The following is a 23,954-nucleotide window of genomic DNA, read 5'->3' as shown; positions in this document are numbered from 1 at the left end:
GTCAGTCGACCTGCTCCGGTTCCTCGATCGTCGGCATGTCGGCGAGCTGCTCGCGGAGCCGCTGGGCCCAGGCGAGGTCGCGCGCGAACGTCGCGTCGAAGTGGTCGATGCCGTGTGGATCAGCCATGGCGGTGTCCCAACTCTGATAGCTCGCAGGCTGTTGCCGACCACCATAACCGCAGGTGGAAGACCGGCCGACGGCCCGGGGGCACCCTACCGGGCAACGGCCGGGGCGGCTGTTGCCGGTGTGCCGCCAGGGGCGTTCCAGGGCCCCCGGCGGCCGACGAACGTCACACTTCCGGGTCTTTCGGCACTGTCGCGACCGCCACCGGTTCCTTCTTCTCCGGCGCCGCTGCGATCAGCGGGTCCTGGCGCAGCTCCCGCCACAGCGAGACCGCCAGCGCGAGCATCACCAGCACGAACGGCGCAGCCGTGACGATCACCGTGTTCTGCAGCGCGTCGAGCCCGCCGGCGATCAGCAGCACGATCGCGGTCACCCCGGTGAGCCCGCCCCACAACGCCAGCACCGACGTCCGCGGCCGGGCGTGCCCGTCGGAGGACAGCATGCTCAGCACGAAGGTGTTGGCGTCCGCGCCGGAGACGAAGAACAGCAGTACCAGCGTCATCGCGATCAGCGACGTGATCGTCGGCCACGGCAGCGTCTCCAGCATCGCGAAGATCGCGTTGTTGGAGTCCGCCGCGGCGGCCTGCGCCACCTGCCCGCCCCGGAAGGCGTCCTCGAAGATCGCCGTACCGCCGAAGGCGGTGAACCAGAGGAAGAACACCGCGCTGGGCACGCCGAGCACGGCGATCACGAACTCGCGGATGGTGCGGCCCTTCGAGATGCGGGCCAGGAACACGCCGACGAACGCGCCCCAGGAGATCCACCAGGCGAGCATGAAGTAGGTCCAGCTCTGCATCCACTCCAGCTCGCCGAAGATCCCGGTGCGCAGGCTCATCGGGATGAAGTCGCCCGCGTACTGGCCGAGCGACTCCACCAGCAGGTTGAGCACGAAACCGGTCGGCCCGAGCAGCAGCACGAACCCGAACAGCAGCGCCGCCAGGCCCATGCTGGTCTCGCTGAGGAACCGGATTCCCTTGTGCAGACCGGTGATCGCGGAGAACGTGAACAGCAGCGTGACGACCGCGATGATCAGGATCTGCGTGCCGGTGCCGCCCGGGATGCCGAACAGCCTGGACAGCCCGCCGTTGATCTGCAGCGCACCGAGCCCCAGCGACGTGGTCGTGCCGAACAGCGTCGCGAAGATCGCCAGCACGTCGATGGCCTTGCCGAGCGGGCCCTCGACGCGGTCGCCGAGCAGCGGCCGCAGCATCGGGCTGACGAGGCCCTTGCGGCCCTTGCGGTGGGTGGAGTAGCCGAGCGCGATGCCGAACACCGCGAAGATCGCCCAGGCGTGCAGGCCCCAGTCGAAGAACGAGTACTGCATCGCGACCACGGCCGCGTGCTTGGTGCCCGGCTGCGCCAGCCCGTGCGGCGGCGTCACGAAGTGGCTGATCGGCTCGGACACCCCGTAGGAGACCAGACCGATGCCCATCACCGCGGCCAGGATCATGGCCAGCCAGCTCAGCGTGCTGAACTCCGGCCGGTCGGTGTCGGCGCCCAGCCGGATGCGGCCGTAGCGCGTGGTGGCCAGCACCACCAGGAAGCCCAGCATCGCCAGGCTGGCGACCAGGTAGACCCAGCCGAACGAGCCGGTGATCCAGTTCAGCGCGGCGCCGGTGACCGCGTCGAGGCTGTCGGTGAACAGGGTGGCCCAGCAGACGAACAGGGCGCAGAGCGCCACCGATGTGTAGAAGACCGCGCCCAGCCGGTTGGCCGGGGGCGTGCTGGCTCGTGCCATGAGGTCGACTCCAGTGGAAAGGTTCGGACCCGGCCCGGGCGCGCGCATCCGGCGCAGCGACCCGAGCGGGAAGAGTGAGGGGAAGCACCCCGGACGCGCGGAGCGCGTGCGACGGCGGGCGCAGAGGTGGAGGCTTTGTGGAGATTCTTCCTGTAGGAGATCGCGGCCGGAGGTCCCGTCGGACCTCGATGCTGGCGACCCGGGCAACTGCCGCGCGGAAAAAGCCCGCCGCCGAAACGAGAACTATACCGCACCCGGGCGCGACCACAGTGGAGGCGACCGGCCGTGTGGTGGAGCACACGGCCGGTCGTCAGCGTCCCGCCGCGCGCAGCCGCGGCAGGTATTCCTTGCGGTCCAACGGATTCCGGTCCGTCCTGGGCCGGGCGGGGATCGCGTCGCGGACCGGTTCGTAGCGGTCGAAAGTGGAATCGAGCACGCCCTCTCCGAGCGTCGGTCCCGGCAGCTGCTGCTGCAGTTCGTACACCCGCGTCGCCGGGATCTCGCCCTCCAGCAAGCACGACGAACCGCGCATCGTCGTCGTTCCGGGCGCGGCGCGTAGTCGCGCGAGCACGGGCGGCACCGGGCCGAGCGGACCCTGGAGGCTCGGCGCATCGGGGTCATCTCCTTCGTCGGTCCGGCGGGATTTCAGCAGACGGCCGGACCGCTTTGCCGAGCCTGCGCGTTGTGCTCATCATCCTGCGCGCTATTGCGTGATTCGCGCAGCGATCACTATCGTGTGGCTCGCGGCGCCGGCCGCGCGACGGGCGGCCGCATGTGTTCCGGCGAGCGGAAGATCGGGTGATCATGGGATCGCGAGTCTTGGTCGTGGCCGATGACCTCAGCGGTGCCGGTGATTCCGGCGTTCCCTTCGCATTGCGTGAAATGCGCACGCTGCTGGCCCTCGACGACACCGGTGACGCCGAGGTTTTCGTCGCCGACACCGACAGCCGCCACCTCGAACCGGTTCAGGCGGCCGAGCGCGTCGCGGCGGCGCTGCGCGGGCACGCCGCCGGGCGGGTGGTGTTCAAGAAGATCGACTCGACGCTGCGCGGGAACCTCGCCGCCGAGATCGGGGCGCTCGTCGAGCACGCCGACGGCGCCGGGGTGCTGCTGTGCCCGGCGTCCCCGGCGACCGGGCGCACGGTGCTGGGCGGTGTCGTCCACATCGGCGGAATCGCGTTGCACCACACCAATTCCTGGGTCGCGGAGGTCGCCGATCCGCCCGTCGACATCGCCTCGGCGCTCAAGCCGCTGGCGGTGCGGCACGTGGCGCTCGCGTCGATCCGCGGCAGCGCGGTGGCGCTGCGGGCGAAGCTCGCCGAACTGCTCGCCGAGGCCGACGTCGTGATCTGCGATGCCGTGGCCGAGAACGACCTGAGGGCCGTGGTGACGGCCGGGACGGCCGGCGGTCGCCTGCCGTACTGGGTGGGCTCGGCCGGGCTGGCGGATGCGCTGGCCGAGCAGCTGCGGCCGGGCCGCGAGGTCGAGCCCCCGCCGCCGGTCGGCGGCCGCGCGCTGGCGGTGGTCGGCAGTGCCAACGACGTCTCCCGGGAACAGGCGGAGTTCCTGGCCGAGCGGGTCCCGCACACCCGCCGATTACCGGTCCGGAACCTGCTCGACGCGAACGCCGCCGCACTGGCTCGGATGTCCGAGCAGCTGCGCGACGAGCTGGCCACCGGCGACGTCGTCGTCACCGTGGACGGCCCGGTCGACGCCGGCTCGGCCCGCCGCGTCAACACCGCACTGGCCGAGGTCTGCGCACCGGCGTCGGAACACGCCGAGCTGCTCGTGCTCACCGGTGGCGAGACCGCTCGCGCGGTGCTCAGCAGGCGCGGCGTCACGGGCCTGCGGCTGCTCAACGAACTGGAACCGGGAGTGGTGCTCGCGCGCACCGAGCCGCAGCCCGGCTACGTCATCACCAAGGCCGGCGGCTTCGGCACGCCGGAGACGCTGCACCGGGCCATCGCGGCGGTGCGTTCCGGAAGGGGACTCGGATGAACCTGCCCACCATTGCCGTCACGATGGGCGATGCGGCCGGCGTGGGACCCGAAGTGGTCGTGCGCGCGCTCGTGGAGCCCGAGGTGCGCGAGCTGGCCCGCTGCGTGGTGGTCGGCGACGCCGCGCGCCTGGCGAGGGCCGCCGAGATCTGCGGCGTCGACGTGCGGTTCAAGACCGTCGGCTCGCCGGCGGAGGCGACCGGCGAGGCCGGCGTGATCGACGTGCTGGACCTCGGGATCATCCCGGCGGACCTGCCGTTCGGCGAACTGTCCGAAGTGGCCGGTGAGGGCGCCTTCCGGTACGTGGCGAAGGCCGCCGAGCTGGCGATGGCCGGGGAGGTGCAGGCCATCTGCACGGCGCCGCTGAACAAGGCCGCGCTGCACGCCGCGGGGCACCGCTATCCCGGGCACACCGAGCTGCTCGCCGAGCTGTGCGGCGTTCCGGAGGTGTCGATGATGCTGTCCACCGGCAAGGTGCGGGTCATCCACGTGACCACCCACATCGGGCTGGTCGACGCCATCGAGCGCATCGATCCGGGCCTGGTGGAGCGCACCGTCCGGCGCGGGCACCGCACGATGGTCGATTCCGGCATCGCGGAGCCGAAGATCGCGGTGTGCGGGATCAACCCGCACGCCGGGGAGAACGGGCTGTTCGGCCGCGGCGAGGAGGAGGAGAAGATCGTCCCGGCGCTGGAGTCGTGCCGCGCGGACGGCATCGACGCGCAGGGGCCGCTGCCCGCCGACACGGTGTTCTTCCGCGCCGGCCGGGGGGATTTCGACCTGGTGGTGGCCATGTACCACGACCAGGGGCACGGGCCGGTGAAGATCCTCGGGCTGGAGGCGGGGGTGAACATCACGGTGGGCCTGCCGGTCATCCGCACCTCGGTGGACCACGGCACCGCCTTCGACATCGCGGGCACCGGACGGGCCGAGGCGGGCAGCCTGGTCGAGGCCCTGCGCCAGGGCGCGGCACTCGCCCGCCGCCCCTGACCTTGTTGGGAGGATGGTGGGGTGAGCACTGATTTCGGGCAGCGGATGCCCGCGGGCCGGCGGCGCGCGTTGATCGAGCGGCTGGTGACCGAGCAGGGCGCGGTGCAGGTGGAGGAGCTCGCGGCATCCCTGGCGGTCACCCAGTCCACCATCCGCCGCGACCTCTCGCTGCTGACCGAGCAGGGCAAGCTGGCCCGCACCTACGGCGGCGCGATGCCCGCGACGGCGACCGAACCGTCGCTCGGCCAGCGCACCGCGCTGGCCACCGCGGAGAAGGACCGCATCGCGCGGTGGGCGGCGGCGCGGATCGGCGCGCCGGACACGGTGCTGCTGGACGCCGGGACAACCACCGGCCGCCTCGCCCACCACCTGCGCGACCGCGCCGGGCTGACGGTGATCACCAACGGCATCCCGGTGCTCACCGAGCTGGCCGACGCCGACGCGGTGCAGGTGATCGCGCTGGCGGGGGAGATGCGGCACATCAGCCAGGGCTTCGTCGGACCGCTGGCGGAGCTCACCCTGTCCCGGCTGACGGCCGACAAGGTCTTCCTCGGCGCGGACGGCCTCGATCCGCGGCTGGGCATCTGCGAGGCGAGCCTCCTGCAGACCCGCCTGAAGGAGCAGATGATGGCCCGCGCCCGCGAGGTCTTCGTGCTCGCCGACAGCAGCAAGCTGGGCGCGGCGCCGTTCAACGCCTGGGCCCCGCTGCCGGCGATGTGGACGCTGGTGACAGACGACGGCGCGACCGAAGACGACCTGGCGCCGTTCCGGGCGTTGCCGGGCGCCGAGATCGTCGTGGTGTGAGGCGGAAGCCGCTGGTGCGCGAAGAATGCGTCAGGTGAGGAACTCGCCGAGCTCGCGGGCGACCGCTTCGGGCTCGTCGAGCATCGAGAGCCGTATGCGCCGGGCACCTCCATGTGGAGCGGCGGCACAAGGGGTGGGCGGTTATGTTCGCCGACATGGTCGAACGGGCGAAGAACGACGGAGCGCGGTCCCAGACGCTGTCGCGCGGCATCCAGGTGCTGGAGCTGCTCGCTGCGGCGGAACGGCCGCGCAGCATCGACGAAATCGCCGCGGACCTCGGCGTGCACCGCTCGATCGTCTACCGGATCGTGCGTACCCTGGAGGACCATCGCCTGGTGGCGCGGGATTCCGCCGGGCGTTGCGCGCCGGGCGCGGGACTGGCGGTGCTGGCGCACGGCGTCGCCCGTGACCTGCAGAGCGTCGTGGTACCCGAACTCGCCGCCGTGGCAGCGGATCTGGCGATGACCAGCTTCGTGGTGGTGCACGACCACGGCGAGTGCATCACGCTCGCCAGCGTCGAACCCCGGCGCGCGGCCGGGACCGTGGCCGAGCACCCGGGTACCCGGCATCCGCTGGAGCACGGCGCGCCGGGGGTCGCGCTGCTCGCGCTGCTGGGGACGGAAGGGCTGGGGGAGGACGTCGCGGCGCGCGTGGCCGAGGCCCGTCGGCGGGGGTACGCGACGAGCCGGGACGAGGTGGTCCCGGGCCTTTCCTCGGTGGCCGTGCCGATCCCGTCGCGCGGTTCCTGCGCGGCCGTGGCCGTGGTCTACGTGTCGAGCGACCAGGAGCCCGCCGAGCTGGCGGAGCGGCTACAGGCCGCCGCGAACGCGATCGGCGCCCAGGTCGGGTGACGGCAGCGTCTTCGGCAGGCCAGGACGCCGCAGCGCTGCGCACAAGGCTGAAGCGGCCAGCGAAAGAGCCGCTGCGGCCAGCAGCGCGGCCGGGGATCCCCACTGCGCGACGACGATGGCGGCCAGACCGATGCCGACCACGCCGCTGAGGGCCTTCGCGCTGTAGATCAGCCCGTGCACCTCGGCGCTGCGCTGCTCGCCGAAGTACTCGCGGGCCAGCGCGGCGAACAGCGGGTAGAACGCGCCGCCGCCGACCCCCGCCGCCGTCGCACCGGCGATCACCAGCGCGACCGATTCCTGCGAAACCGCTGCCAGCAGCAGGATCTGACCGACGGCCTGGATCGTCACCACCCAGCACAGCGTGCGCCGGCAGCCGATCCGGTCGGCGACCGGGATCGCCAGCGCCCGCCCGGCGCCGTTGGTCGCGACGAATGCCGCGGCGGCCGGAGCAGGCGCCAGAGCGGCAGCGAACAGCACCAGGAACGCCGCGTTGAACAGCGAAACCGTTGCGGCGCAGAACAAGCACGCGGCCATCGCCGGGAGCACGGGCGTGCGCAGCGCCTCGGCCGCCGAGTACTGCCGCGCTGCCGGCGGTCTGGTGCGGGCCAGGGCCCATTCGCGGGGATCGAGGTGCGCGGGCCACCAGTGCCGCGGCGGGTCGGCCAGCAGCAAGCCGCAGCCGAGCACCGCGGCGAACAGCGCGAGCGCGAAGAAGTCCAGCGCCGCCGTCACATTCCACGGCCCGGTGAGCAGGGCGAGGACGAACGGCACCGATCCGTACGCGAATGCTCCGGTGACGAACCCGACCCGCGAGGCGGCGCGCTCGGGGAACCACTTGGCCGCCGTCGAAGTGCACGCGGCGTAGACCAGTCCGGCGCCCGTGCCGCCGAGCACGGAGTACCCGGCGAGCAGTCCGGGGAAGGCGTGCGCGTGCGCCAGGCTGAGCACGCCGAGCGCGCAGAGGAAGGCGCCGGCGATCATCGCCGAGCGCGGGCCGGTGCGGTCGCGCTGCCGCAGGTGCGCCACCGGAAATCCGGCGCCCGCCTGGAAAACCGCCCATCCGGCCAGCGCCCAGAACAGGCTGCCGGTGTCGTGGCCGCCGGCGGCCAGCGCGGGAACCGCGGCGCCGTAGGCGTACTGCATGGCGCCGACGAGGAGCATCGGCAGCCAGCACAGCCACAGCACCGTCGTGCGGGAACGCCCGATGAGCTCGCGCGGCACTTCGCCTACCCGGTACCTGCGGCCGTGGTGGTCGCGGACCTCGCGGTTCGGCGTGTGCAGGCCGATCATCGTCCACCGCCCTCTCATGACTGGTCCGCCTCTCCGCGATTCACAGTGGTGGTTGCGTTCGGCCCGATCTCCCGTTGCGTGGTTTCTCGTGGCTGGTTTGCGTCACGGTCCCCAGGGGCGCGGTTGAGGAGGGCTGAGGTTGACACAGGGCTGCTCATGCCGGCACCAGCCCGAGGCGGTGCGCCCCGGCGTAGACGTTCATGCTGGTGCCGCGCAGGAATCCGACCAGCGTCAAGCCGGATTCCGCGGCGAGGTCCACGGCCAGCGACGAAGGCGCGGAAACGGCGGCCAGCACGGGGATTCCGGCCATCACGGCCTTCTGCACCAGCTCGAAGGACGCCCGGCCGCTGACCACGAGCACGGTCGCGGACAGCGGCAACCGATCTTCGCGCAGCGCCCAGCCGACGACCTTGTCGACCGCGTTGTGCCGCCCGACGTCCTCGCGCAGGCGCAGCAGTTCGCCGTCCAGGCCGAACAGGCCGGCGGCGTGCAGGCCGCCGGTGCGGTCGAAAACCCTTTGCGCGGCGCGCAATCGGTCGGGGAGCGCGATCAGCACGGCCGGGTCCAGCGGGGCGGGATCGTCACGGACCGGCCAGGTCGCGACGGTGCGGACCGCGTCGAGGCTCGCCTTTCCGCAGACGCCGCAGGACGAAGTGGTGTAGAAGTTGCGCTGCAACGAGTTCTCCGGCGGGGCCGTGCCGGGCGCGAGCGCCACGTCGAGCACGTTGTAGGTGTTCGCGCCGTCGCTGGTCGCGCCCGCGCAGTAGCGGATGCCCAGCAGGTCGCCGGTCCGGCGCACCGCGCCCTCGGAGACCAGGAATCCGGCCGCCAGGTCGAAGTCGTCGCCGGGCGTGCGCATGGTGATCGTCAGCGGTCGTCCGCCGAGGCGGATCTCCAGCGGTTCCTCGGTGACGAGCGTGTCCGGGCGTGCCCGGCGCGCGCCGTCGCGGAGGCTGATGACAGGTCGTCTGCTGGTCACGCGGCCCACTGGGCATCATCCATCCAGGTGCTACTGATCACATGAGCTTCACTATTCGGACAAACGACGGGATACTGTATGCACAAAGGGAGGTGCATCTGAATGCGAATACTTCGTTCCGTGTTGCGGCATTTCGCCGACCTGCCGCGCGGTTACGCGGCGGACGGGCGCATGCTGGGGCTGGCCACGTCCGCCGCGATCGAATCCAGCCGCGCGGATCGTCAGCGATCCGGCGGCGCGCGGTCCGAGCCGGCCGCCCGGGAGCGCTGAGCCGCGGGCGCCGTCATCTCGGGGCACCGCGAGGCAGCAGCCGCTCGTGCACCCACACGAACCCGATCGCGAACCCGACGCTGATCAACGCCTGGTACGCCAGGAAGGCCAGCGGCTGCGGCGGCCAATCGAACCGCTCGTCCAGGACCAGGCGGGTGCCCACGTCCTGGACGAGCCGGGCGACCGGGAAGGCGATCACCCAGTACAGCGCCACCGGGGCGAAAGCGCCGCCGCGCAACACGCCGTGCTCCCGCAGGACGCTGCAGCCCGCCCCGAGCGCGGCCAGCGGCAACGCCAGCATCAGGCCGGTGACCGCGGCCCACCCCGGCGGCGCCCCGCCGGCCAGCACGAGCGTCCCGGCGAACAACCCCGCTACCGCCCCGATCACCAGGCCCGGCGCGGACGTCCGGCTGCTGAATGGCATGTCAGCTCACGACCACTCCGTACTCGACGAGGCTGAAGAACAGCATTCCGAGGTAGAACACCGCGCCGAAGCCGATGATCACGTTGCTCCACCACCGCGGCCGGATCGGGCGCGGCAGCATCCGGTTGTTCACCAGCAGCAGCACCACGCAGTAGGCGCCCATCGCGAAGGTGGACAGGAACGCGAGGACGTCCAGGATCGCGCCGGGCCCGTCCGCCGGCCCGAACAGCAGGATCAGGATGCCGAAGGCGATGACGCCCCACAGGAACGCCGCGTACAGGTGCGACATCCGGAACCGCCGCGCACCCGGCACGAAGTGGTAGGTCATGTCGGCCTGGCCGCGGGAGAACGAGTCGAACAGGCCCAGCGTGGCGTTCAGGCCGATCAGCGCGATGAACCCGAGGAACACCGAGCCCAGCACCGGGCCGCCCGCCGCCGAGAACGCGTCGGCCATCGCGCCCAGCGCGGCCTCCCGCTCCCCGGACTCGATCAGCCCGCGCACCCCGGGGTTCTCCCGCGCCGCCGACTGCGCCAGCACGGTGAACGAGATCGTCACCAGCATGGTGATGCCCCAGAACAGCAGCAGCGCGTCGAAGGTGACCCAGCGCCGCCAGCCCTTCCACTTGCGCATCTCGTCGGGATCGGTGGTGTCGAACATGAACCCGCGCGAGGGCATCGCCTCCTCCTCGCCCGCGTGCCGCAGGCCGCGGATGCGGGGGATGTGCACACCCATCCCGGCGCCCTTGTCGCGCAGGTGCAGCGTGTACCACATCTGCTGCATGCCGGACGGCCCGGCGAAGGCGATCGAGCCCACCACGACCGGGAACCACGACGGCGACATCGCCTCCGCCGGGAAGTACCCGAAGTGGAACATCCCGGTGATGGTGGCGGTCAGGTCCGAGAGGTCGCCGACCATCGCGGCCACCACCGCGGTACCGACCACCAGCAGCCCGATCAGCACCGACAGCACGTTCTCCAGCAGGTTGTAGATCACCTTGGCCAGCGTGAACACCACGCCGACCAGCAGCAGGCCGACGCACGCCGACACCACCCACGGCACGCCGGTGATCTCCTCCAGCGCCGCCGCGCCCGCCGACAGGTGACCCGGCCAGATGTAGACCGCGATCGCGGTGACGAAGAAGAACCACATCACCGGCTTGGCCAGCCGCGCCGCGCCGGAGAAGATGCTCTCGCCGGTGGCCATCGCGTAGCGGGCCATCTCCAGCATCACCACGGCCTGCAGCGTGACCCCGATGAGGAACAGCCAGCGGATCTCGGGGCCGAAGACCAGCACCAGCCTGGGCCACATGTACGACTCGCCCATGCCGACCCCGAGCGCGACCAGGAACACCGTGGGGCCGAGCAGGTGGACCGACGGCGGCGACTCGGGCAGCTTGCGGATCGGCATCGGCTCCAGCCCGCCGGCCCGCCACACCTCGTCCCGTCCTATTACCGGTTCTGGATCTCTCCCGGGCGCTCTCTCAGCGTCCACATCGGACCTCCTTGCCCTGGTTGGACTTCTTCAAGCCGGTGCGATGCCCGCTGGGGAGCGGCGATTTCGCGCGAAATCGCCGCTCGCCACGCGTGCCAGTGGGCGATTTCGCGCGAAATCGCCCACCTGCACCGGACTCAGCCGAGGAGGCCGGCGGCGCGGGCCCACTGGTACTTGGCGCCCAGTACCGCGACGGGCTTCTCGGTCGTGTAGGGGTAGGCGACGATGCCGTGGTCGAAGAGGTACTCGGCGGCCTTCTCGACCTCCGTGTCACCGGCCAGCGACACCACGATCGGCTTGTCGACGCCGTCGGCGCGGGCCTCCTCGGCGACCCGGGCGGCGACTTCCGCGAACACCATCGGCGGGGTGACGATGGTGTGCCAGTAGCCGAGGACCAGCGCGTGGATGCGCGGGTCCCGCAGTCCCAGCCGGATGGTGGCCTCGTAGGTGCTCGGCGGCTCGCCGCCGGTGATGTCGATGGGGTTGCCCGCCGCGCCGAACGGCGGGATGTAGCGCCGGAACTCCTCGTCGAGGTCCGGCGGGATGTCCATCAGCCGCAGCCCGGCCGCCACGCAGGCGTCCGACAGCAGCACGCCGGACCCGCCCGCGCCGGTGATGATGACGACGTTCTCGCCCTTCGGCGTGGGCAGCACCGGGATGCCGCGCGCGTACTCCAGCATCTCGTTGAGCCCGGGCGCCCGGACCACGCCGGACTGCCGCAGGATGTCGTCGTAGACCTTGTCGTTGCCCGCCAGCGCGCCGGTGTGCGAGCCGGCCGCCCGGGCACCGAGATCCGTGCGCCCGGCCTTGAGGACCACGACCGGCTTCTTCTTGGTGACCCGCTGGGCGGCCTCGACGAAGGCCCGCCCGTCCTTGAGGTCCTCCAGGTGCATCGCCACGCAGTGCGTGTTGTCGTCCTGCTCGAAGAACGTCAGCAGGTCGTCCTCGTCCACATCGGACTTGTTGCCGAGCCCGACGATCGCCGACACGCCCATCTTGGTGGTGCGGCTGAAGCCCAGGATGGCCATGCCGATGCCGCCGCTCTGCGACGTCAGGGCCACGCCGCCGCGCACGTCGTAGGGCGTGCAGAACGTCGCGCAGAGGTTCTGCGGCGTGTAATAGTAGCCGTAGATGTTCGGCCCCAGCAACCGGATCCCGTGCTTGCGCGCGACTTCCACCACCTCCGCCTGCAGCTCGTGGTTGCCGGTCTCGGCGAAGCCGGACGGGATCAGCACGGCGGCGGCGATCTGCTTCTGCCCGCATTCCTCCAGCGCCGCGGCCACGAACTTGGCGGGCACGGTGAACACCGCGACGTCGACCTCGCCGGGCACGTCGGTGATGCTGCGGTGGGCCTTGCGGCCCAGGATCTCGTCGGCCTTCGGGTTGACCGGGTGGATCTCGCCCGCGTAGCCGCCGTTGATCAGGTTCTTCATCACCGAATTGCCGATCTTGCCCTCCTCGTTGGAGGCGCCGATCACGGCCACGCTGCGGGGATTCATCAGCCGTCGCATCGCATGCAGGATCTCCTCCGGCGAATGCCGGACCGGCGGGGCGCTCTCCTCGGTCGCCAGGACGATCCGCACGTCGGCGGCGGTGGCCCCGGCGGCGGTGGCGAACACCGGGTTGAGGTCGAGCTCGGCGATCTCCGGGAAGTCGTGCACGAGGTCCGAGACCCGGCGCAGCACGTCGGCCAGGGCATCGGCGTCCACCGGCTCGCTGCCGCGCGCGCCGCGCAGCACGTCAGCGGCGGCGATGTCGTCGAGCATCGAGCGGGCCTGCTCCGCGGAGAGGGGAGCGAGCCGGAACGTGACGTCCTTGAGGACCTCGACGAGCACCCCGCCGAGGCCGAAGGCGACGACCTTGCCGAAGGTCGGATCGGTGGTGGCGCCGACGATCACCTCGTGACCGCCGACCATCTGCTGCACCTGAACTCCGGCGATCGCCGGGTTCTCGGTGAAGGCGTGCGCATTGGCGAGGATCTGCGCGTAGCCGGCGCGGACCGCCTCGTCGCCGCTGACGTCCACGAGCACGCAACCCGCGTCGGTCTTGTGCAGGATGTCCGGCGAGACGATCTTCAACGCCACCGGGCCGCCGAACTCCCGCGCCAGCGACACCGCCTCGTCGGCGCTGGTCGCGAGGCCCTCCCCGGCGGTCGGGATGCCGTAGGCGTCGCAGAGCACCTTCGCCTCCGGCGCGGTGAGCGCCGCCCGGCCGTCCGCCCGGACCGCGTCGAGCACCTCCCGCACGCGGGCACCGTCGTAAGCCATGCTCAGATCACCCCGTTCGCCTTCAGCTCGGCCAGTTCGGTTTCGCCGATGCCCAACCGGTCCCGGAAGATCTCGGCGGTGTGCTCGCCGAGCAGCGGGGAGCGGTCGACCCGCACCGGGGAATCGGACAGCTTGATCGGGCAGCCGACGGTCTTGAACGCGCCGCGCTCCGGGTGGTCGACCGTGACGATCATGTCGTTGGCGGCCAGCGACGCGTCCTCGATGATCTCCTGGGTGGACAGGATCGGCCCGCACGGGATGTTGTGCTCGTTCAGGGCCGCCAGCACGGACCACTTGTCCAGGCCGAGCGTCCACTCCTCGATCATGCTGAACATCTTGTCCAGTTTGGACAGCCGTGCCTCCGGCGTGGCCCAGTCCGGGTCCTCGACCAGCTCGGGCCGGCCGATCAGCCGCGCCATCGGCGCCCAGCCCTGCGGCTGCACGATGACGTAGATGTAATCGTTCGGGCCGCCTGGCTTGCAGCGCACCGCCCAGCCGGGCTGACCGCCGCCGGAGGCGTTGCCCGAGCGCGGCACCTCGTCGCCGAAGGCGGCGTTCGGGTACTCCCGCAGCGGGCCGTGCGCGAGCCGCTGCTGGTCGCGCAGCTTGACCCGGCAGAGGTTGAGCACGGCGTGCTGCATCGCCACCGAAACCCGTTGTCCCCGGCCGGTTTCCGCCCTCTGAAGCAGCGCGGCGAGGATGCCCGCGACGGTGTGGATGCCGGTGCCGGAGTCGCCGATCTGCGCGCCGGTGGCCAGCGGCGGCCCGTCCTCGAAGCCGGTCGTGCTCATCGACCCGCCCATCGCCTGGGCGACGACCTCGTAGGCCTTGTAGTGCGTGTACGGTCCGTCGCCGAAGCCCTTGATGGAGGCGTAGACCAAGCGCGGGTTGATCTCGCGCAGCCGCTCCCAGGTGAAACCCATCCGGTCCACGGTGCCGGGCCCGAAATTCTCCACCAGCACATCGGAATCGGCGACCAGGTTCGCGAAGATCTCCTTGCCGCGATCGGACTTCATGTTCAGCGTGATGCTGCGCTTGTTGCAGTTGAGCATGGTGAAGTACAGGCTGTCGGCGTCGTCGACATCGCGCAGCTGGCGGCGGGTGATGTCGCCGGTCGGTGCCTCCAGCTTCACCACGTCGGCGCCGAGCCAGGCCAGGATTTGCGTCGCGGACGGTCCGGATTGGACATGCGTCATGTCCAGCACCCGGACACCTTCCAAAGCGCTCATATCAAGCACCTCTTTTGTTCTCTGAAGCGGCGAAGCCGCTTAGCCCACCTTCGCAAGTTGCACCGCCGCGGGTTCTCAGGCTGTGCCCACCCCGCCGGGGTTCTCTGGGAGGACAGCCCCGATGCCGCGTATTGGCATACACAAGTCGGGGATCCCGGACCGAGGAGGCGCCTGAGGTTCCGCCACCGGCACCGCTAAGAAAAATGAGTCTGGAAAACGTGCTTCTCACTTGTACATGGTCTGGTTCATGGTTCCTGGTGCGTAGACGTCCGGGTCGACCCAGACGTTGATCAGCGAAGGCAGGCCCGACTCCCTCGCCCGGCGCAGGGCCGGGCCGATCTCGCCGGGGTCGCGGACCTCTTCGCCGTAGCCGCCGAGCATCTGGGCGAACTTGCTGTACTCGACGTCGCCGAGGGTGTTGCCGACCCGGCCGCGGTCCTCGCCGTACTTGGCGATCTGGCCGTAGCGGATCTGGTTCATCGACGAGTTGTTGCCGACGATGCCCACGAACGGCAGGCCGAAGCGCACCATCGTCTCGAAGTCCCAGCCGGTGAGGCTGAACGCGCCGTCGCCGAACAGGCACACCACTTCCTGGTCGGGGCGGGCGTGCTTGGCCGCCATCGCGAACGGCACGCCGACGCCGAGGGTGCCCAGCGGGCCGGGGTCCATCCAGTGCCCGGGCGCCTTGGGCTGGATGACCTGGCCGGAGAAGGTGACGATGTCGCCGCCGTCGCCGATGTAGATGGAATCCTCGGTGAGGAACTCGTTGATCTCGTGCACCAGCCGGTACGGGTCGATGGGGGAGGCCGTGGAGTGCTGGCGCGGCAGCCGCTTCTCGTAGGCCGCGGTCTCGACCTCGCGCAGCTCCTGCACCCATCCCTTCCGGCCGCTCGCGCCGTTGTCCAGCCGCCCGGAGGCGGCCTGGGCGAGCGCGGTGAGCACCGCGCCGGCGTCGCCGACGATGCCCAGGTCGATGTCGCGGTTGCGGCCGACGGTGCGGTAGTCCAGGTCGATCTGCACCACGGTGGCCTCGGGCGAGAGCCGGCGGCCGTAGCCCATCCGGAAGTCGAACGGGGTGCCCAGGATGATGATCAGGTCGGCGTTGTCGAAGGCGTAGCGGCGGGCGAGCTGGAAGTGCAGCGGGTCCCCGGGCGGCAGCGTGCCGCGCCCGGCGCCGTTGCAGAACGCGGGCAGGTTCAGCTCGCGGACCAGCTGCACCGCCGGGTCCGTCGCCCGGCAGGTCCAGGTCTGGCTGCCCAGCAGGATGCACGGCTTCTCCGCCTTGACCAGCAGGTCGGCCAGCTTCTCGACGGCGTCCGGATCGCCTGCGGAGCGGGTGGTGGCGCGGTATCCGCCCGCGCCGGGGATCCGCGCCTTCGCCAGCGGCACCGACCCGTCGAGGATGTCGCGCGGGATTTCCAGGAACGACGGGCCGGGTGCGCCGTGGAAGCACTCCCGGAACGCCATCGACACCATGTCGGCGACGCGTTCGGTGTGCGGCACGGTGGCGGCGAACTTGGTGATCGGGTTCATCATGTCGACGTGCGGCAGGTCCTGCAGCGAGCCCATCTTGTGCTGCGACAGCGCGCCCTGCCCGCCGATGAGCAGCATCGGGCTCTCGGCCCGGAACGCGTTGGCCACGCCGGTGACCGCGTCGGTGGTGCCGGGGCCTGCGGTGACCACGGCGCAGCCCGGGCGCCCGGTGATCCGCGCGTAGCCGTCGGCGGCGTGCGCGGCGACCTGCTCGTGCCGGACGTCGATCACGTCGATGCCCTCGTCGACGCAGCCGTCGTAGATGTCGATGATGTGCCCGCCGCAGAGCGTGAAGATGGTGTCCACGCCTTCGGCCTTGAGCGCCTTGGCGACGAGGTGACCGCCGGAGATCAGCTCGGTTTCGCCTGCTTGGTCGGGTGTCGTCTGGGCCATCTGCGCTCTCCTCCAAGCCGGTGCCTACGGTCGGCTCCATACTGCATACCGTATGAGGTGCTCTTCAGGCTTACCGCAGAACCAGGTGGGTGTCCATAGCCGGATTCGGCTCTCCGTGCGGCCTGATCTTGTCCACAGTGGAATTTATCGGCAGAGTTCACGCTGGTCACGGGCTCGCGATGTGGGAATCGTGCCCATTGCCGGACCAGGTGCGGATGGCGCAATCTTGCCGCGAGCGTCACATACTGTATACACTGCCTGGCGGTGGTCACCCCGGCATCGCCGCCGAGCGGGCCGGCGAGCACGGGGATTCCCGCAGCGGGCAGCCGTTCGGTATCGGCTTTCCCGCTCGAAATCGGAGACGCCGACCGCGGTCGACCGCTTGTGCCGAACGCCGGAATGCGTTGTTGCAGAGGAGAACCCGCTCGATCTTCGGTATCGAGGAGGCGGCAGGAATGGGGTACACGAGGCTGATCGAGCCCCTGGTGCGCGACGGCGGCGACCTGCGGCCCGCGTCGTGGGAGGAAGCGCTCGACCGGGCCGCCGGAGGAATCGCGCGCACCGTCGAACAGCGCGGGGCGGACGCTTTCGGCGTCTTCTCCTGCGCCCGCGCCACCAACGAGATGAACTACGTGGCGCAGAAGTTCGCGCGCGCCGTGATCGGCACCAACAACGTCGACTCCTGCAACCGGACCTGCCACGCGCCGAGCGTGGCGGGCCTGGCCCAGGTCTTCGGCAGCGGCGGCGGCACGTCGTCCTACCAGGAGATCGAGGACGCTGACCTGATCGTGCTGTGGGGCTCCAACGCCCGCGAGGCGCACCCGATCTTCTTCCACCACGTTCTCAAGGCCGTCAACCGCGGCGCCAAGCTGTACGTGGTGGACCCGCGGCGCACCAGCACCGCCGAGTGGGCGCACCGCTGGCTGCAGCTGCACGTCGGCACCGACATCGCGCTGGCGCACGCGATCGGCCGGGAGATCATCGCGTCCGGGCTGGTCAACCGTTCCTTCATCGACCGCGCCACCGGCGGTTTCGACGACTATGCCGCCGAAGTGCGGCAGTGGACGCCGGAAGTCGCGGCGCTGGAAACGGGAGTGCCCGCCGAGCTCATCGAGGAACTCGCCCACGCCTACGCGCGCGCCGACCGCGCCCAGCTGTGCTGGACGCTGGGCATCACCGAGCACCACAACGGCACCGACAACGTGCTGTCGCTGATCAACCTGTCACTGCTGACCGGGCACGTCGGCCGCTACGGCAGCGGCCTGAACCCGTTGCGCGGCCAGAACAACGTGCAGGGCGGCGGCGACATGGGTGCCATTCCCAACCGGCTGCCCGGCTTCCAGGACATCCTCTCGCCCGAGGTTCGCGATCGGTTCGACGCGGCCTGGGGTTCGAGCATCCCGCCGCGTTACGGCTGGCACCTGACGCAGATGTTCGAGGCGATGGATCGCGGCGACCTCACCGCGGTGTACGCGATCGGCGAGAACCCGGTGCAGTCCGAGGCAGACTCCGGCCGCACCCTCAAGCGGATGCGGAACCTGGAACACCTGGTGGTGCAGGACATCTTCCTCACCAAGACCGCGCAGCAGGCGCACGTCGTGCTGCCCGCCTCGGCGGCCTGGTGCGAGACGGACGGCACCTTCACCAACAGCGAGCGTCGGGTGCAGCGGGTGCGCAAGGCGCTGGATCCGCCCGGCGGGGCGCGCAACGACATCGACATCATCTGCGAGATCGCGCGGCGCCTCGGCCACGACTGGCACTACGACACCGCCGAGCAGGTGTGGGAGGAAGTCCGGGCGCTCTCGCCGATGCACCATGGCATGTCCTACGAGCGGCTCGCGGAGCTCGGCGGCATCCAGTGGCCCTGCTTCTCCGAGGATTCGCTGGAACCGACCTACCTGCACAGCAGGCTGTGGGCGGACGACCCGATCGCGCGCGGCGAGCCCGCGGTGTTCGCACCGGTGCGGCACAGCCCGCCGGTCGACGAGCTCAGCGAGGAGTACCCGCTGCGGCTGACCACCGGCCGCCGGCTGGACTCCTACAACACCGGGGTGCAGTCGCAGGGCTTCAACTCGCCGATGCGGCGCGGCGAAACCCTCGACCTGTGCCCGGCCGACGCCGAGGCGTTGGGCGTGGCAGAGGGGGAGCGGGTGCAGATCTCCTCGCGCCGCGGGTCGATCGTCGCGCCGGTCCGGCTGGACGCCGGGCTCCGGCCGGGCCTGGCGTTCATGACGTTCCACTTCCCGGACGAGGTGGACGTCAACCTGATCACCATCGAGGCCACCGACCCGGTGGCGGGCACGGCCGAGTACAAGGCCGCCGCGATCCGCGTCGACAAGCTGCCGGCCGGAGCCCACCAGGAGGCGCTGTGGATCTGAAGCTGCTCAACGCCGCACCGACGGATGCCGAGCGCGCGGCGGTGGACGCGCTGCTCGGCCCGCCCGGCGGCAACGGGCACGGCCCGCCGGCGGGCCGGGATCAGCTGCTGCCCGCGCTGCACGCCGTCAACGACCGGGTGGGCTGGATCAGCACGGGCGCGTTGAACCACATCTGCGAACGGCTGGCCATCCCGCCTGCCGATGCCTACGGCGTGGCCAGCTTCTACGCGCTGTTCGCGCTGGGCCCGCGCCCGCCGCGGGTGGTGCACGTCTGCGACGACCTGGCTTGCAAGGCGGGCGGATCGGCGCAGGTGTGCGCGGCGCTGGAGGCTTCGCTGGGCGCGGCGGGCAAGGATCACGACGGCGTGATGTGGCTGCGCAGCCCGTGCCTCGGCGTGTGCGAGCGGGCTCCGGCCGCGCTGGCGTTCCAAGCCGGTGACCCGGCCCGCGCGCAACTGGTCGCCCCGGCCACCGGAGAGTCCACTGTGGATATCGCGGGAACCGGTCCGGTGGACGGTGATCGCGAGCCGCCGGTGCGGGACTCGGTGCCGCAGGCCGGCGATCCGCAGCTGCGCCTGCTGCGCCGGATCGGCGTGGTCGACCCGGAAAGCCTGGACGACTACCGGGCGCACGGCGGCTACGAGGCGCTCCGGAGAGCCCTGGACATCGGTGCGGCCGAGGTGATCCGGCAGCTCACCGAGGCGCGGCTGACCGGGCGGGGCGGGGCGGCGTTCCCGACCGGCCGCAAGTGGGAGGCCACCGCGGGCCAGCCGGCGCGACCGCACTACCTGGTGTGCAACGCCGACGAGAGCGAGCCGGGCACCTTCAAGGACCGGGTGGTCATGGAGGGCGATCCGTTCGCGGTGATCGAGGCGATGACCATCGCCGGCTTCGCCACCGGCTGCGCCCGCGGCTACCTCTACATCCGCGGCGAGTACCCGCGGGCCACCCGCCGCCTGCGGAACGCGATCGCCCAGGCCCGCGAGCGCGGCCTGCTCGGTCGCGGCATCCTCGGCCGGGACGGCTTCGACTTCGACATCGAGCTGCGCCGCGGCGCGGGCGCTTACATCTGCGGCGAGGAGACCGCGATCTTCAACTCGATCGAGGGCTACCGCGGCGAGCCGCGCAGCAAGCCGCCGTTCCCGGTGGAGCGCGGCCTGTTCGGCAAGCCGACCGTGGTCAACAACGTCGAGACGCTGATCAACGTGCCGCTGATCCTGACCGGCGGCGGCGCGGAATACGCGCGCACCGGCACCGAGCAGTCGACCGGGACACGGCTGTTCTGCCTCTCCGGCAGCGTGCGGCGGCCGGGCGTCTACGAGGTCGCGTTCGGCACGACCCTGCGGGAACTGCTGGAGCTGGCCGGCGGAGTGCGCGACGGGCGGCGGTTGCGCGCGGTGCTGCTCGGCGGCGCGGCGGGCGGATTCGTCGGGCCCGACCGGCTGGACCTGCCGCTGAGCCTGGAAGCCGTGCGGGAGGCCGGTACCACGCTGGGTTCGGGGGTGGTGCTGGTCTTCGACGACACCGCCGACCTGCCCGCGTTGTTGCTGCGCATCGCGGCGTTCTTCCGCGACGAGTCGTGTGGGCAGTGCGTGCCGTGCCGGGTCGGCACGGTGCGGCAGGAGGAGGCGTTGCAGCGGCTCGCGCGGGGTCGCGGCGACGGCGCGGACGACCTCGCGCTGCTGCGCGAAGTCGGCCAGGTGATGCGGGATTCGTCCATCTGCGGGCTCGGGCAGACGGCCTGGAACGCGGTGGAGTCCGCAGTGGAGCAACTCGGCGCGTTCGCAGCTGGAGGGTCGCATGAGTGACGATTTCACCGCCGCCCGGGCGGATGCCGGGGGAGGCGCGGCATGACGGCCGTCGACATCGGGCTTCCGCGTCGCCTGGTCGAGTTCACTTTGGACGGTCGCACCGTCAGCGTGCCGGAGGGCTCGACGATCCTGGACGCGTGCACGGCGCTGGGCATCTCGATCCCCACGCTGTGCTGGGGCGACACGCTGCAACCCCGCAACGCCTGCCGGGTCTGCATGGTGGAGGTCGAGGGCTCGCGCACGCTGGTGCCGTCGTGCTCGCGGCAGGTCGCGCCCGGCATGGTGGTGCGCACCGACTCCGAGCGCACCCGGCGCAGCCGCAAGGTGGTGCTGGAACTGCTGGCGTCCTCGGCGGATCTGTCGACCACGCCGCAGGTCGGCGAGTGGATGGCCGAGTGCGGCGCGCAGCCGGAGCGGTTCGGCCCGCCCGAGCCGCCCGCCGACGACCACGACGAACGCCGGCCGGGAGAGCACGAGGAGCCGGACGGCAGCGCGGCCGCGACCGTGCGGCAGGACGCGAAGGTCGACAACGACCTCTACGTCCGCGACTACGGCAAGTGCATCCTCTGCTACAAGTGCGTGGACGCCTGCGGGCAGCAGTGGCAGAACACCTTCGCCATCGCCGTCGCCGGGCGCGGCTTCGACGCGCGGATCTCCACCGAGTTCGCCCGGCCGCTGCCGGAATCCGCTTGCGTCTACTGCGGGAACTGCATCGAGGTCTGCCCGACCGGCGCGTTGAGCTTCAAGACGGAGTTCGACATGCGCGACGAGGGAACCTGGGACGAGTCGCGGCAGCAGCAGACCACGACGGTGTGCACGTTCTGCGGTGTCGGCTGCAACCTCACGCTGCACACGCAGGACAACGAGATAGTCCGGGTCACCTCGCCGCACGACAGCTCGGTCGGCCACGGCAACCTGTGCATCAAGGGCCGGTTCGGCTGGCAGCACGTGCAGAACCGGGAGCGCAAGGGCGAGCCGTGACCGGGTCTGCTGCCCGATCCGCTACTTGTCGCGGGGCTTCGCGCGGGTGTGCATCCGCTCGCCCTGCGGCCCGAACAGGCTGAGGATCTCCACCGGCGCCTCACCGGTGCTGCCGAACCAGTGCGGCAGCCGCGTGTCGAACTCGGCCGCCTCGCCGACCTTGAGCACGACGTCGTGGTCGGCGAGCACCAGCCGCAGCTTGCCGTTGAGCACGTACAGCCACTCGTAGCCCTCGTGCGTCCGCGGGTCGGGGTCGCTGCGGTCGGCACCGATGACCATCTTGAAGGCTTGCAGGCCGCCGGGGTGCTGGGTGAGCGGCACCACCGTCATGTCGTGCTGCCGGATCGGCTTCAGCCGAACCCGGGGATCGCCGACCGGCGGGGCGCCGACGAGCTCGTCCAGCGGCACCTGGTGGGCGTTGGCGATCGGCAGCAGCAGCTCCAGGCTGGGCTTGCGCTGCCCGGACTCCAGCCGGGACAGCACGCTGATCGAGATCCCGGTCGTCTCCGACAGCGCCGCGAGGGTGCAGTTGCGCTCCTGGCGGATGCGTTTGAGCCGCGGTCCGACGGCGGCGAGGACGTCTTCCATTTCTTTATTGCAGAAACAGCAACAAGGTTTGTCAAGTTCGCCGGGCCGGGCGCATGGTGGGTGTCATGCGAACGGAAACGGTAGACGTACTGGTCATCGGCGGTGGCGCCGCCGGATTGAACGCCGCGCTCGTGCTTTCGCGGGCCCGCCGCCGGGTGCTCGTGGTCGACTCGGGCGAGCCGCGCAACGCGCCGGCGCACCAGGTGCACGGATTCATCTCGCGGGACGGCACGCCGCCCGCGGAACTGCTGGCCACCGGTCGAGCGGAGGTCGAGCGCTACGGCGGCCGCGTCGAGACCGGCGAGGTGCGAGCGGTGCGGCGCGACGGCGAGGAGTTCGACGTCGAGCTGGCCGACCGCGTGGTGCGGGCGCGCCGGTTGATCGTGGCGACCGGACTGCGCGACGAGCTCCCGGAGGTCCCCGGCCTGCGGGAACGCTGGGGGCAGGACGTGCTGCACTGCCCGTACTGCCACGCCTGGGAGGTCCGCGACCAGCCGTTCGGCGTGCTCGGCTGGCAGCAGGGGGCCGTGCACCAGGCCCTGCTGGTGCGGCAGTGGTCGGACGACGTGGTGTTCTTCGCCGAGACCCTGGACGACGACAGCCGCGCCAAGCTGATCGCGCGCGGCGTCCGGATCGTCGACGGCGTGGTCGGCGGCCTTGAGGTGACGGGCGACGAGCTGCGCGGCGTGCGGCTGGCGGACGGGACCGTCGAGGCGCTGACCGTGCTTTTCGTGCCGCCTGTGTTCGTGCCCAACGACGCATTGCTGACCGGACTGGGCTGCGAGGTCGGGGACGACGGCTGGGTGCGGGTCGACCCGAGCGGGCTGACCAGCGTGCCGGGGGTGTGGGCCGTCGGCAACGTCGTGGACCCGCGGGCCCAGGTGGTGAACGCGGCGGCGGCCGGGGCGAAGGCCGCGGCCGCGGTCAACGGGGATCTGGTGGAAGCGGACTTGCTGGAGGTGGCGCGGTGAACGACATCGACTGGGCGGCGATGGCCGACCTGCTGGAGCAGGAGGGCGAGGCGCACGGACCGTACGTGCGGCAGGCCATCGAGGAGCTGGAACACCTGACACCGCAACGGGTTCTGGACATCGGCAGCGGGCCGGGCGTCGCGGCCTGCCGGCTGGCGGCGGCGTTCCCGCAAGCCGAGGTCACGGCGGTGGACGGGACGCCGGAACTGCTGGCGCGCGCCGAGCAGCGGGCCGAGCGGCTCGGCGTCAAGCTGCGCACCCAGGTGGCGGAGTTCCCGGCGGGACTCGCCGGCCTGGAACCGGCGGACCTGGTGTGGTCGGGGCAGGCCGTGCACCACGTCGGCGATCAGCAGGGCGCGCTGGACCAGCTGGCCGGGCTGCTCACGCCCGGTGGCGTGCTGGCCATCGTCGAGGGCGGGCTGCCGGAGCGCTGGCTGCCGCGCGACCTCGGATTCGGGCGTCCCGGCCTGCAGACCAGGTTGGACGCGGCCATGGCGGACCGATTCGGCCGGATGCGGGCCGAGCTGCCGGGATCGGTGCGGGTGTTGGAGGACTGGCCCGGCATGCTGCGCGCGGCGGGCCTGATCGACGCGCGCAGCAAGACGTTCCTCGTCGACCACGCCGCGCCCCTGGCCGATGGGCCGAAGCAGTTCGTGCGGCGGCAGCTGGAGCGCCAGCGCAAGGGCCTCGCGGATGCCCTGGACGCCGAGGACCTGGCCACGTTGGACAGGCTGCTGGATCCGGCCGATCCGGCGGGCATCGACCACCGGCAGGACCTGTTCCTGCTGACGGCGAAAACGGTGCACTTCGGCCGCAAGCCGCAATCCTGATGTGCGATCCGCGC

The 23,954-nt window shown here is 71.2% G+C and carries 21 protein-coding genes; 10 read left to right on the top strand and 11 right to left on the bottom strand.

Annotated elements, in window-relative coordinates; translation table 11 throughout:
- Nucleotide 1: 1 nt before the first annotated feature.
- From AC07EQ_RS23435 to AC07EQ_RS23425, 3 genes are all read right to left on the bottom strand, one after another.
- The gene (locus tag AC07EQ_RS23435; protein ID WP_268951827.1) at nt 2-127 is read right to left on the bottom strand and encodes a hypothetical protein; all 126 of its coding nucleotides are present in this window, start codon (nt 125-127) and stop codon (nt 2-4) included.
- Nucleotides 128-290: 163 nt separating this feature from the next.
- Nucleotides 291-1,862: a BCCT family transporter gene (locus AC07EQ_RS23430; RefSeq protein WP_478390039.1), complete on the bottom strand. Its 1,572-nt coding sequence runs from the start codon at nt 1,860-1,862 to the stop codon at nt 291-293.
- Between the two features lie 310 nt (nt 1,863-2,172).
- Nucleotides 2,173-2,442 carry a hypothetical protein gene (locus AC07EQ_RS23425; protein WP_478390038.1) on the bottom strand — a complete coding sequence of 90 codons (270 nt, stop codon included), beginning with the start codon at nt 2,440-2,442 and terminating at the stop codon, nt 2,173-2,175.
- Nucleotides 2,443-2,666: 224 nt separating this feature from the next.
- Between AC07EQ_RS23425 and AC07EQ_RS23420 the strand changes: the two genes are divergently transcribed.
- From AC07EQ_RS23420 to AC07EQ_RS23405, 4 genes are all read left to right on the top strand, one after another.
- The gene (locus AC07EQ_RS23420; RefSeq protein WP_478390037.1) at nt 2,667-3,860 is read left to right on the top strand and encodes a four-carbon acid sugar kinase family protein; all 1,194 of its coding nucleotides are present in this window, start codon (nt 2,667-2,669) and stop codon (nt 3,858-3,860) included.
- Complete coding sequence (gene pdxA / locus AC07EQ_RS23415; RefSeq protein WP_478390036.1) at nt 3,857-4,849, top strand: 4-hydroxythreonine-4-phosphate dehydrogenase PdxA; 993 nt, start codon at nt 3,857-3,859, stop codon at nt 4,847-4,849. The genes AC07EQ_RS23420 and pdxA overlap by 4 nt, the downstream gene beginning before the upstream one ends.
- A 21-nt stretch (nt 4,850-4,870) precedes the next feature.
- Nucleotides 4,871-5,653 (top strand): DeoR/GlpR family DNA-binding transcription regulator, encoded by a 783-nt coding sequence (locus AC07EQ_RS23410; RefSeq protein ID WP_478390035.1) that lies wholly within the window; start codon nt 4,871-4,873, stop codon nt 5,651-5,653.
- Nucleotides 5,654-5,808: 155 nt separating this feature from the next.
- The gene (locus AC07EQ_RS23405; protein ID WP_478390034.1) at nt 5,809-6,504 is read left to right on the top strand and encodes an IclR family transcriptional regulator; all 696 of its coding nucleotides are present in this window, start codon (nt 5,809-5,811) and stop codon (nt 6,502-6,504) included.
- Here the strand turns inward: AC07EQ_RS23405 and AC07EQ_RS23400 are convergent.
- Both AC07EQ_RS23400 and fdhD read right to left on the bottom strand, forming a co-directional pair.
- Nucleotides 6,463-7,812: an MFS transporter gene (locus AC07EQ_RS23400; RefSeq protein WP_478390033.1), complete on the bottom strand. Its 1,350-nt coding sequence runs from the start codon at nt 7,810-7,812 to the stop codon at nt 6,463-6,465. The genes AC07EQ_RS23405 and AC07EQ_RS23400 overlap by 42 nt on opposite strands.
- Nucleotides 7,813-7,948: 136 nt before the next feature.
- Entirely contained in the window at nt 7,949-8,782 is an 834-nt protein-coding gene (gene fdhD / locus AC07EQ_RS23395) for a formate dehydrogenase accessory sulfurtransferase FdhD (RefSeq protein WP_478390032.1), read from the bottom strand.
- A 93-nt stretch (nt 8,783-8,875) separates the two neighbouring features.
- Between fdhD and AC07EQ_RS23390 the strand changes: the two genes are divergently transcribed.
- Nucleotides 8,876-9,043: a hypothetical protein gene (locus tag AC07EQ_RS23390; RefSeq protein ID WP_397525411.1), complete on the top strand. Its 168-nt coding sequence runs from the start codon at nt 8,876-8,878 to the stop codon at nt 9,041-9,043.
- A 13-nt stretch (nt 9,044-9,056) separates the two neighbouring features.
- Here the strand turns inward: AC07EQ_RS23390 and AC07EQ_RS23385 are convergent, their stop codons facing one another.
- The 5 genes from AC07EQ_RS23385 to AC07EQ_RS23365 form a co-directional block, all read right to left on the bottom strand.
- Nucleotides 9,057-9,467 carry a hypothetical protein gene (locus AC07EQ_RS23385; protein WP_478390031.1) on the bottom strand — a complete coding sequence of 137 codons (411 nt, stop codon included), beginning with the start codon at nt 9,465-9,467 and terminating at the stop codon, nt 9,057-9,059.
- Between the two features lies 1 nt (nt 9,468).
- Nucleotides 9,469-10,902 (bottom strand): Nramp family divalent metal transporter, encoded by a 1,434-nt coding sequence (locus AC07EQ_RS23380; protein ID WP_478390030.1) that lies wholly within the window; start codon nt 10,900-10,902, stop codon nt 9,469-9,471.
- A 194-nt stretch (nt 10,903-11,096) separates the two neighbouring features.
- The gene (locus AC07EQ_RS23375; RefSeq protein ID WP_478390029.1) at nt 11,097-13,226 is read right to left on the bottom strand and encodes an acetate--CoA ligase family protein; all 2,130 of its coding nucleotides are present in this window, start codon (nt 13,224-13,226) and stop codon (nt 11,097-11,099) included.
- A gap of 2 nt (nt 13,227-13,228) precedes the next feature.
- Nucleotides 13,229-14,455, bottom strand: a complete 1,227-nt coding sequence (frc, locus tag AC07EQ_RS23370; RefSeq protein WP_478390028.1) for a formyl-CoA transferase — start codon at nt 14,453-14,455, stop codon at nt 13,229-13,231.
- A gap of 225 nt (nt 14,456-14,680) precedes the next feature.
- A complete protein-coding gene (locus AC07EQ_RS23365; RefSeq protein WP_478390027.1) occupies nt 14,681-16,381 on the bottom strand; it encodes a thiamine pyrophosphate-binding protein in 1,701 nt (566 codons plus the stop codon).
- 455 nt (nt 16,382-16,836) lie between these two features.
- Between AC07EQ_RS23365 and AC07EQ_RS23360 the strand changes: the two genes are divergently transcribed.
- Genes AC07EQ_RS23360 through AC07EQ_RS23350 form a run of 3 tightly spaced genes read left to right on the top strand, consistent with a single transcriptional unit; the run spans nt 16,837 to nt 21,551 of the window.
- Nucleotides 16,837-18,759: a molybdopterin oxidoreductase family protein gene (locus tag AC07EQ_RS23360; protein ID WP_478390026.1), complete on the top strand. Its 1,923-nt coding sequence runs from the start codon at nt 16,837-16,839 to the stop codon at nt 18,757-18,759.
- Nucleotides 18,750-20,567: an NAD(P)H-dependent oxidoreductase subunit E gene (locus tag AC07EQ_RS23355; RefSeq protein ID WP_478390025.1), complete on the top strand. Its 1,818-nt coding sequence runs from the start codon at nt 18,750-18,752 to the stop codon at nt 20,565-20,567. The genes AC07EQ_RS23360 and AC07EQ_RS23355 overlap by 10 nt, the downstream gene beginning before the upstream one ends.
- A 42-nt stretch (nt 20,568-20,609) precedes the next feature.
- Nucleotides 20,610-21,551 carry a 2Fe-2S iron-sulfur cluster-binding protein gene (locus AC07EQ_RS23350; RefSeq protein ID WP_478390024.1) on the top strand — a complete coding sequence of 314 codons (942 nt, stop codon included), beginning with the start codon at nt 20,610-20,612 and terminating at the stop codon, nt 21,549-21,551.
- 21 nt (nt 21,552-21,572) lie between these two features.
- On the opposite strand, the gene AC07EQ_RS23345 is transcribed toward AC07EQ_RS23350, so the two are convergent.
- Nucleotides 21,573-22,139, bottom strand: coding sequence for a helix-turn-helix domain-containing protein (locus tag AC07EQ_RS23345; RefSeq protein ID WP_132484230.1), 567 nt, complete (start codon nt 22,137-22,139; stop codon nt 21,573-21,575).
- A gap of 65 nt (nt 22,140-22,204) precedes the next feature.
- Here AC07EQ_RS23345 and AC07EQ_RS23340 point away from each other — a divergent pair, with 65 nt between their 5' ends.
- Both AC07EQ_RS23340 and AC07EQ_RS23335 read left to right on the top strand, forming a co-directional pair.
- Nucleotides 22,205-23,110, top strand: a complete 906-nt coding sequence (locus tag AC07EQ_RS23340; RefSeq protein ID WP_478390023.1) for an NAD(P)/FAD-dependent oxidoreductase — start codon at nt 22,205-22,207, stop codon at nt 23,108-23,110.
- A complete protein-coding gene (locus tag AC07EQ_RS23335) occupies nt 23,107-23,940 on the top strand; it encodes a class I SAM-dependent methyltransferase (protein WP_478390022.1) in 834 nt (277 codons plus the stop codon). The genes AC07EQ_RS23340 and AC07EQ_RS23335 overlap by 4 nt, the downstream gene beginning before the upstream one ends.
- Nucleotides 23,941-23,954: the final 14 nt, after the last annotated feature.

The sequence above is a fragment of the Saccharopolyspora sp. NPDC045839 genome (genome assembly GCF_056431645.1).
Note: the sequence above shows the minus strand (reverse complement) of the source record. Positions and strands in the feature narration are given on the sequence as shown.

Excerpts from the sequence above, each read along its gene's own strand:
- AC07EQ_RS23350 (WP_478390024.1), top strand. The coding sequence starts at position 20,610 with ATGACGGCCGTCGACATCGGGCTTCCGCGTCGCCTGGTCGAGTTCACT.
- AC07EQ_RS23365 (WP_478390027.1), bottom strand. The coding sequence starts at position 16,381 with ATGGCCCAGACGACACCCGACCAAGCAGGCGAAACCGAGCTGATCTCC.
- AC07EQ_RS23400 (WP_478390033.1), bottom strand. The coding sequence starts at position 7,812 with ATGAGAGGGCGGTGGACGATGATCGGCCTGCACACGCCGAACCGCGAG.
- AC07EQ_RS23390 (WP_397525411.1), top strand. The coding sequence starts at position 8,876 with ATGCGAATACTTCGTTCCGTGTTGCGGCATTTCGCCGACCTGCCGCGC.
- frc (WP_478390028.1), bottom strand. The coding sequence starts at position 14,455 with ATGAGCGCTTTGGAAGGTGTCCGGGTGCTGGACATGACGCATGTCCAA.
- AC07EQ_RS23375 (WP_478390029.1), bottom strand. The coding sequence starts at position 13,226 with ATGGCTTACGACGGTGCCCGCGTGCGGGAGGTGCTCGACGCGGTCCGG.
- AC07EQ_RS23420 (WP_478390037.1), top strand. The coding sequence starts at position 2,667 with ATGGGATCGCGAGTCTTGGTCGTGGCCGATGACCTCAGCGGTGCCGGT.
- AC07EQ_RS23340 (WP_478390023.1), top strand. The coding sequence starts at position 22,205 with ATGCGAACGGAAACGGTAGACGTACTGGTCATCGGCGGTGGCGCCGCC.
- AC07EQ_RS23360 (WP_478390026.1), top strand. The coding sequence starts at position 16,837 with ATGGGGTACACGAGGCTGATCGAGCCCCTGGTGCGCGACGGCGGCGAC.
- AC07EQ_RS23405 (WP_478390034.1), top strand. The coding sequence starts at position 5,809 with ATGGTCGAACGGGCGAAGAACGACGGAGCGCGGTCCCAGACGCTGTCG.
- pdxA (WP_478390036.1), top strand. The coding sequence starts at position 3,857 with ATGAACCTGCCCACCATTGCCGTCACGATGGGCGATGCGGCCGGCGTG.
- AC07EQ_RS23385 (WP_478390031.1), bottom strand. The coding sequence starts at position 9,467 with ATGCCATTCAGCAGCCGGACGTCCGCGCCGGGCCTGGTGATCGGGGCG.
- AC07EQ_RS23435 (WP_268951827.1), bottom strand. The coding sequence starts at position 127 with ATGGCTGATCCACACGGCATCGACCACTTCGACGCGACGTTCGCGCGC.
- AC07EQ_RS23345 (WP_132484230.1), bottom strand. The coding sequence starts at position 22,139 with ATGGAAGACGTCCTCGCCGCCGTCGGACCGCGGCTCAAACGCATCCGC.
- AC07EQ_RS23430 (WP_478390039.1), bottom strand. The coding sequence starts at position 1,862 with ATGGCACGAGCCAGCACGCCCCCGGCCAACCGGCTGGGCGCGGTCTTC.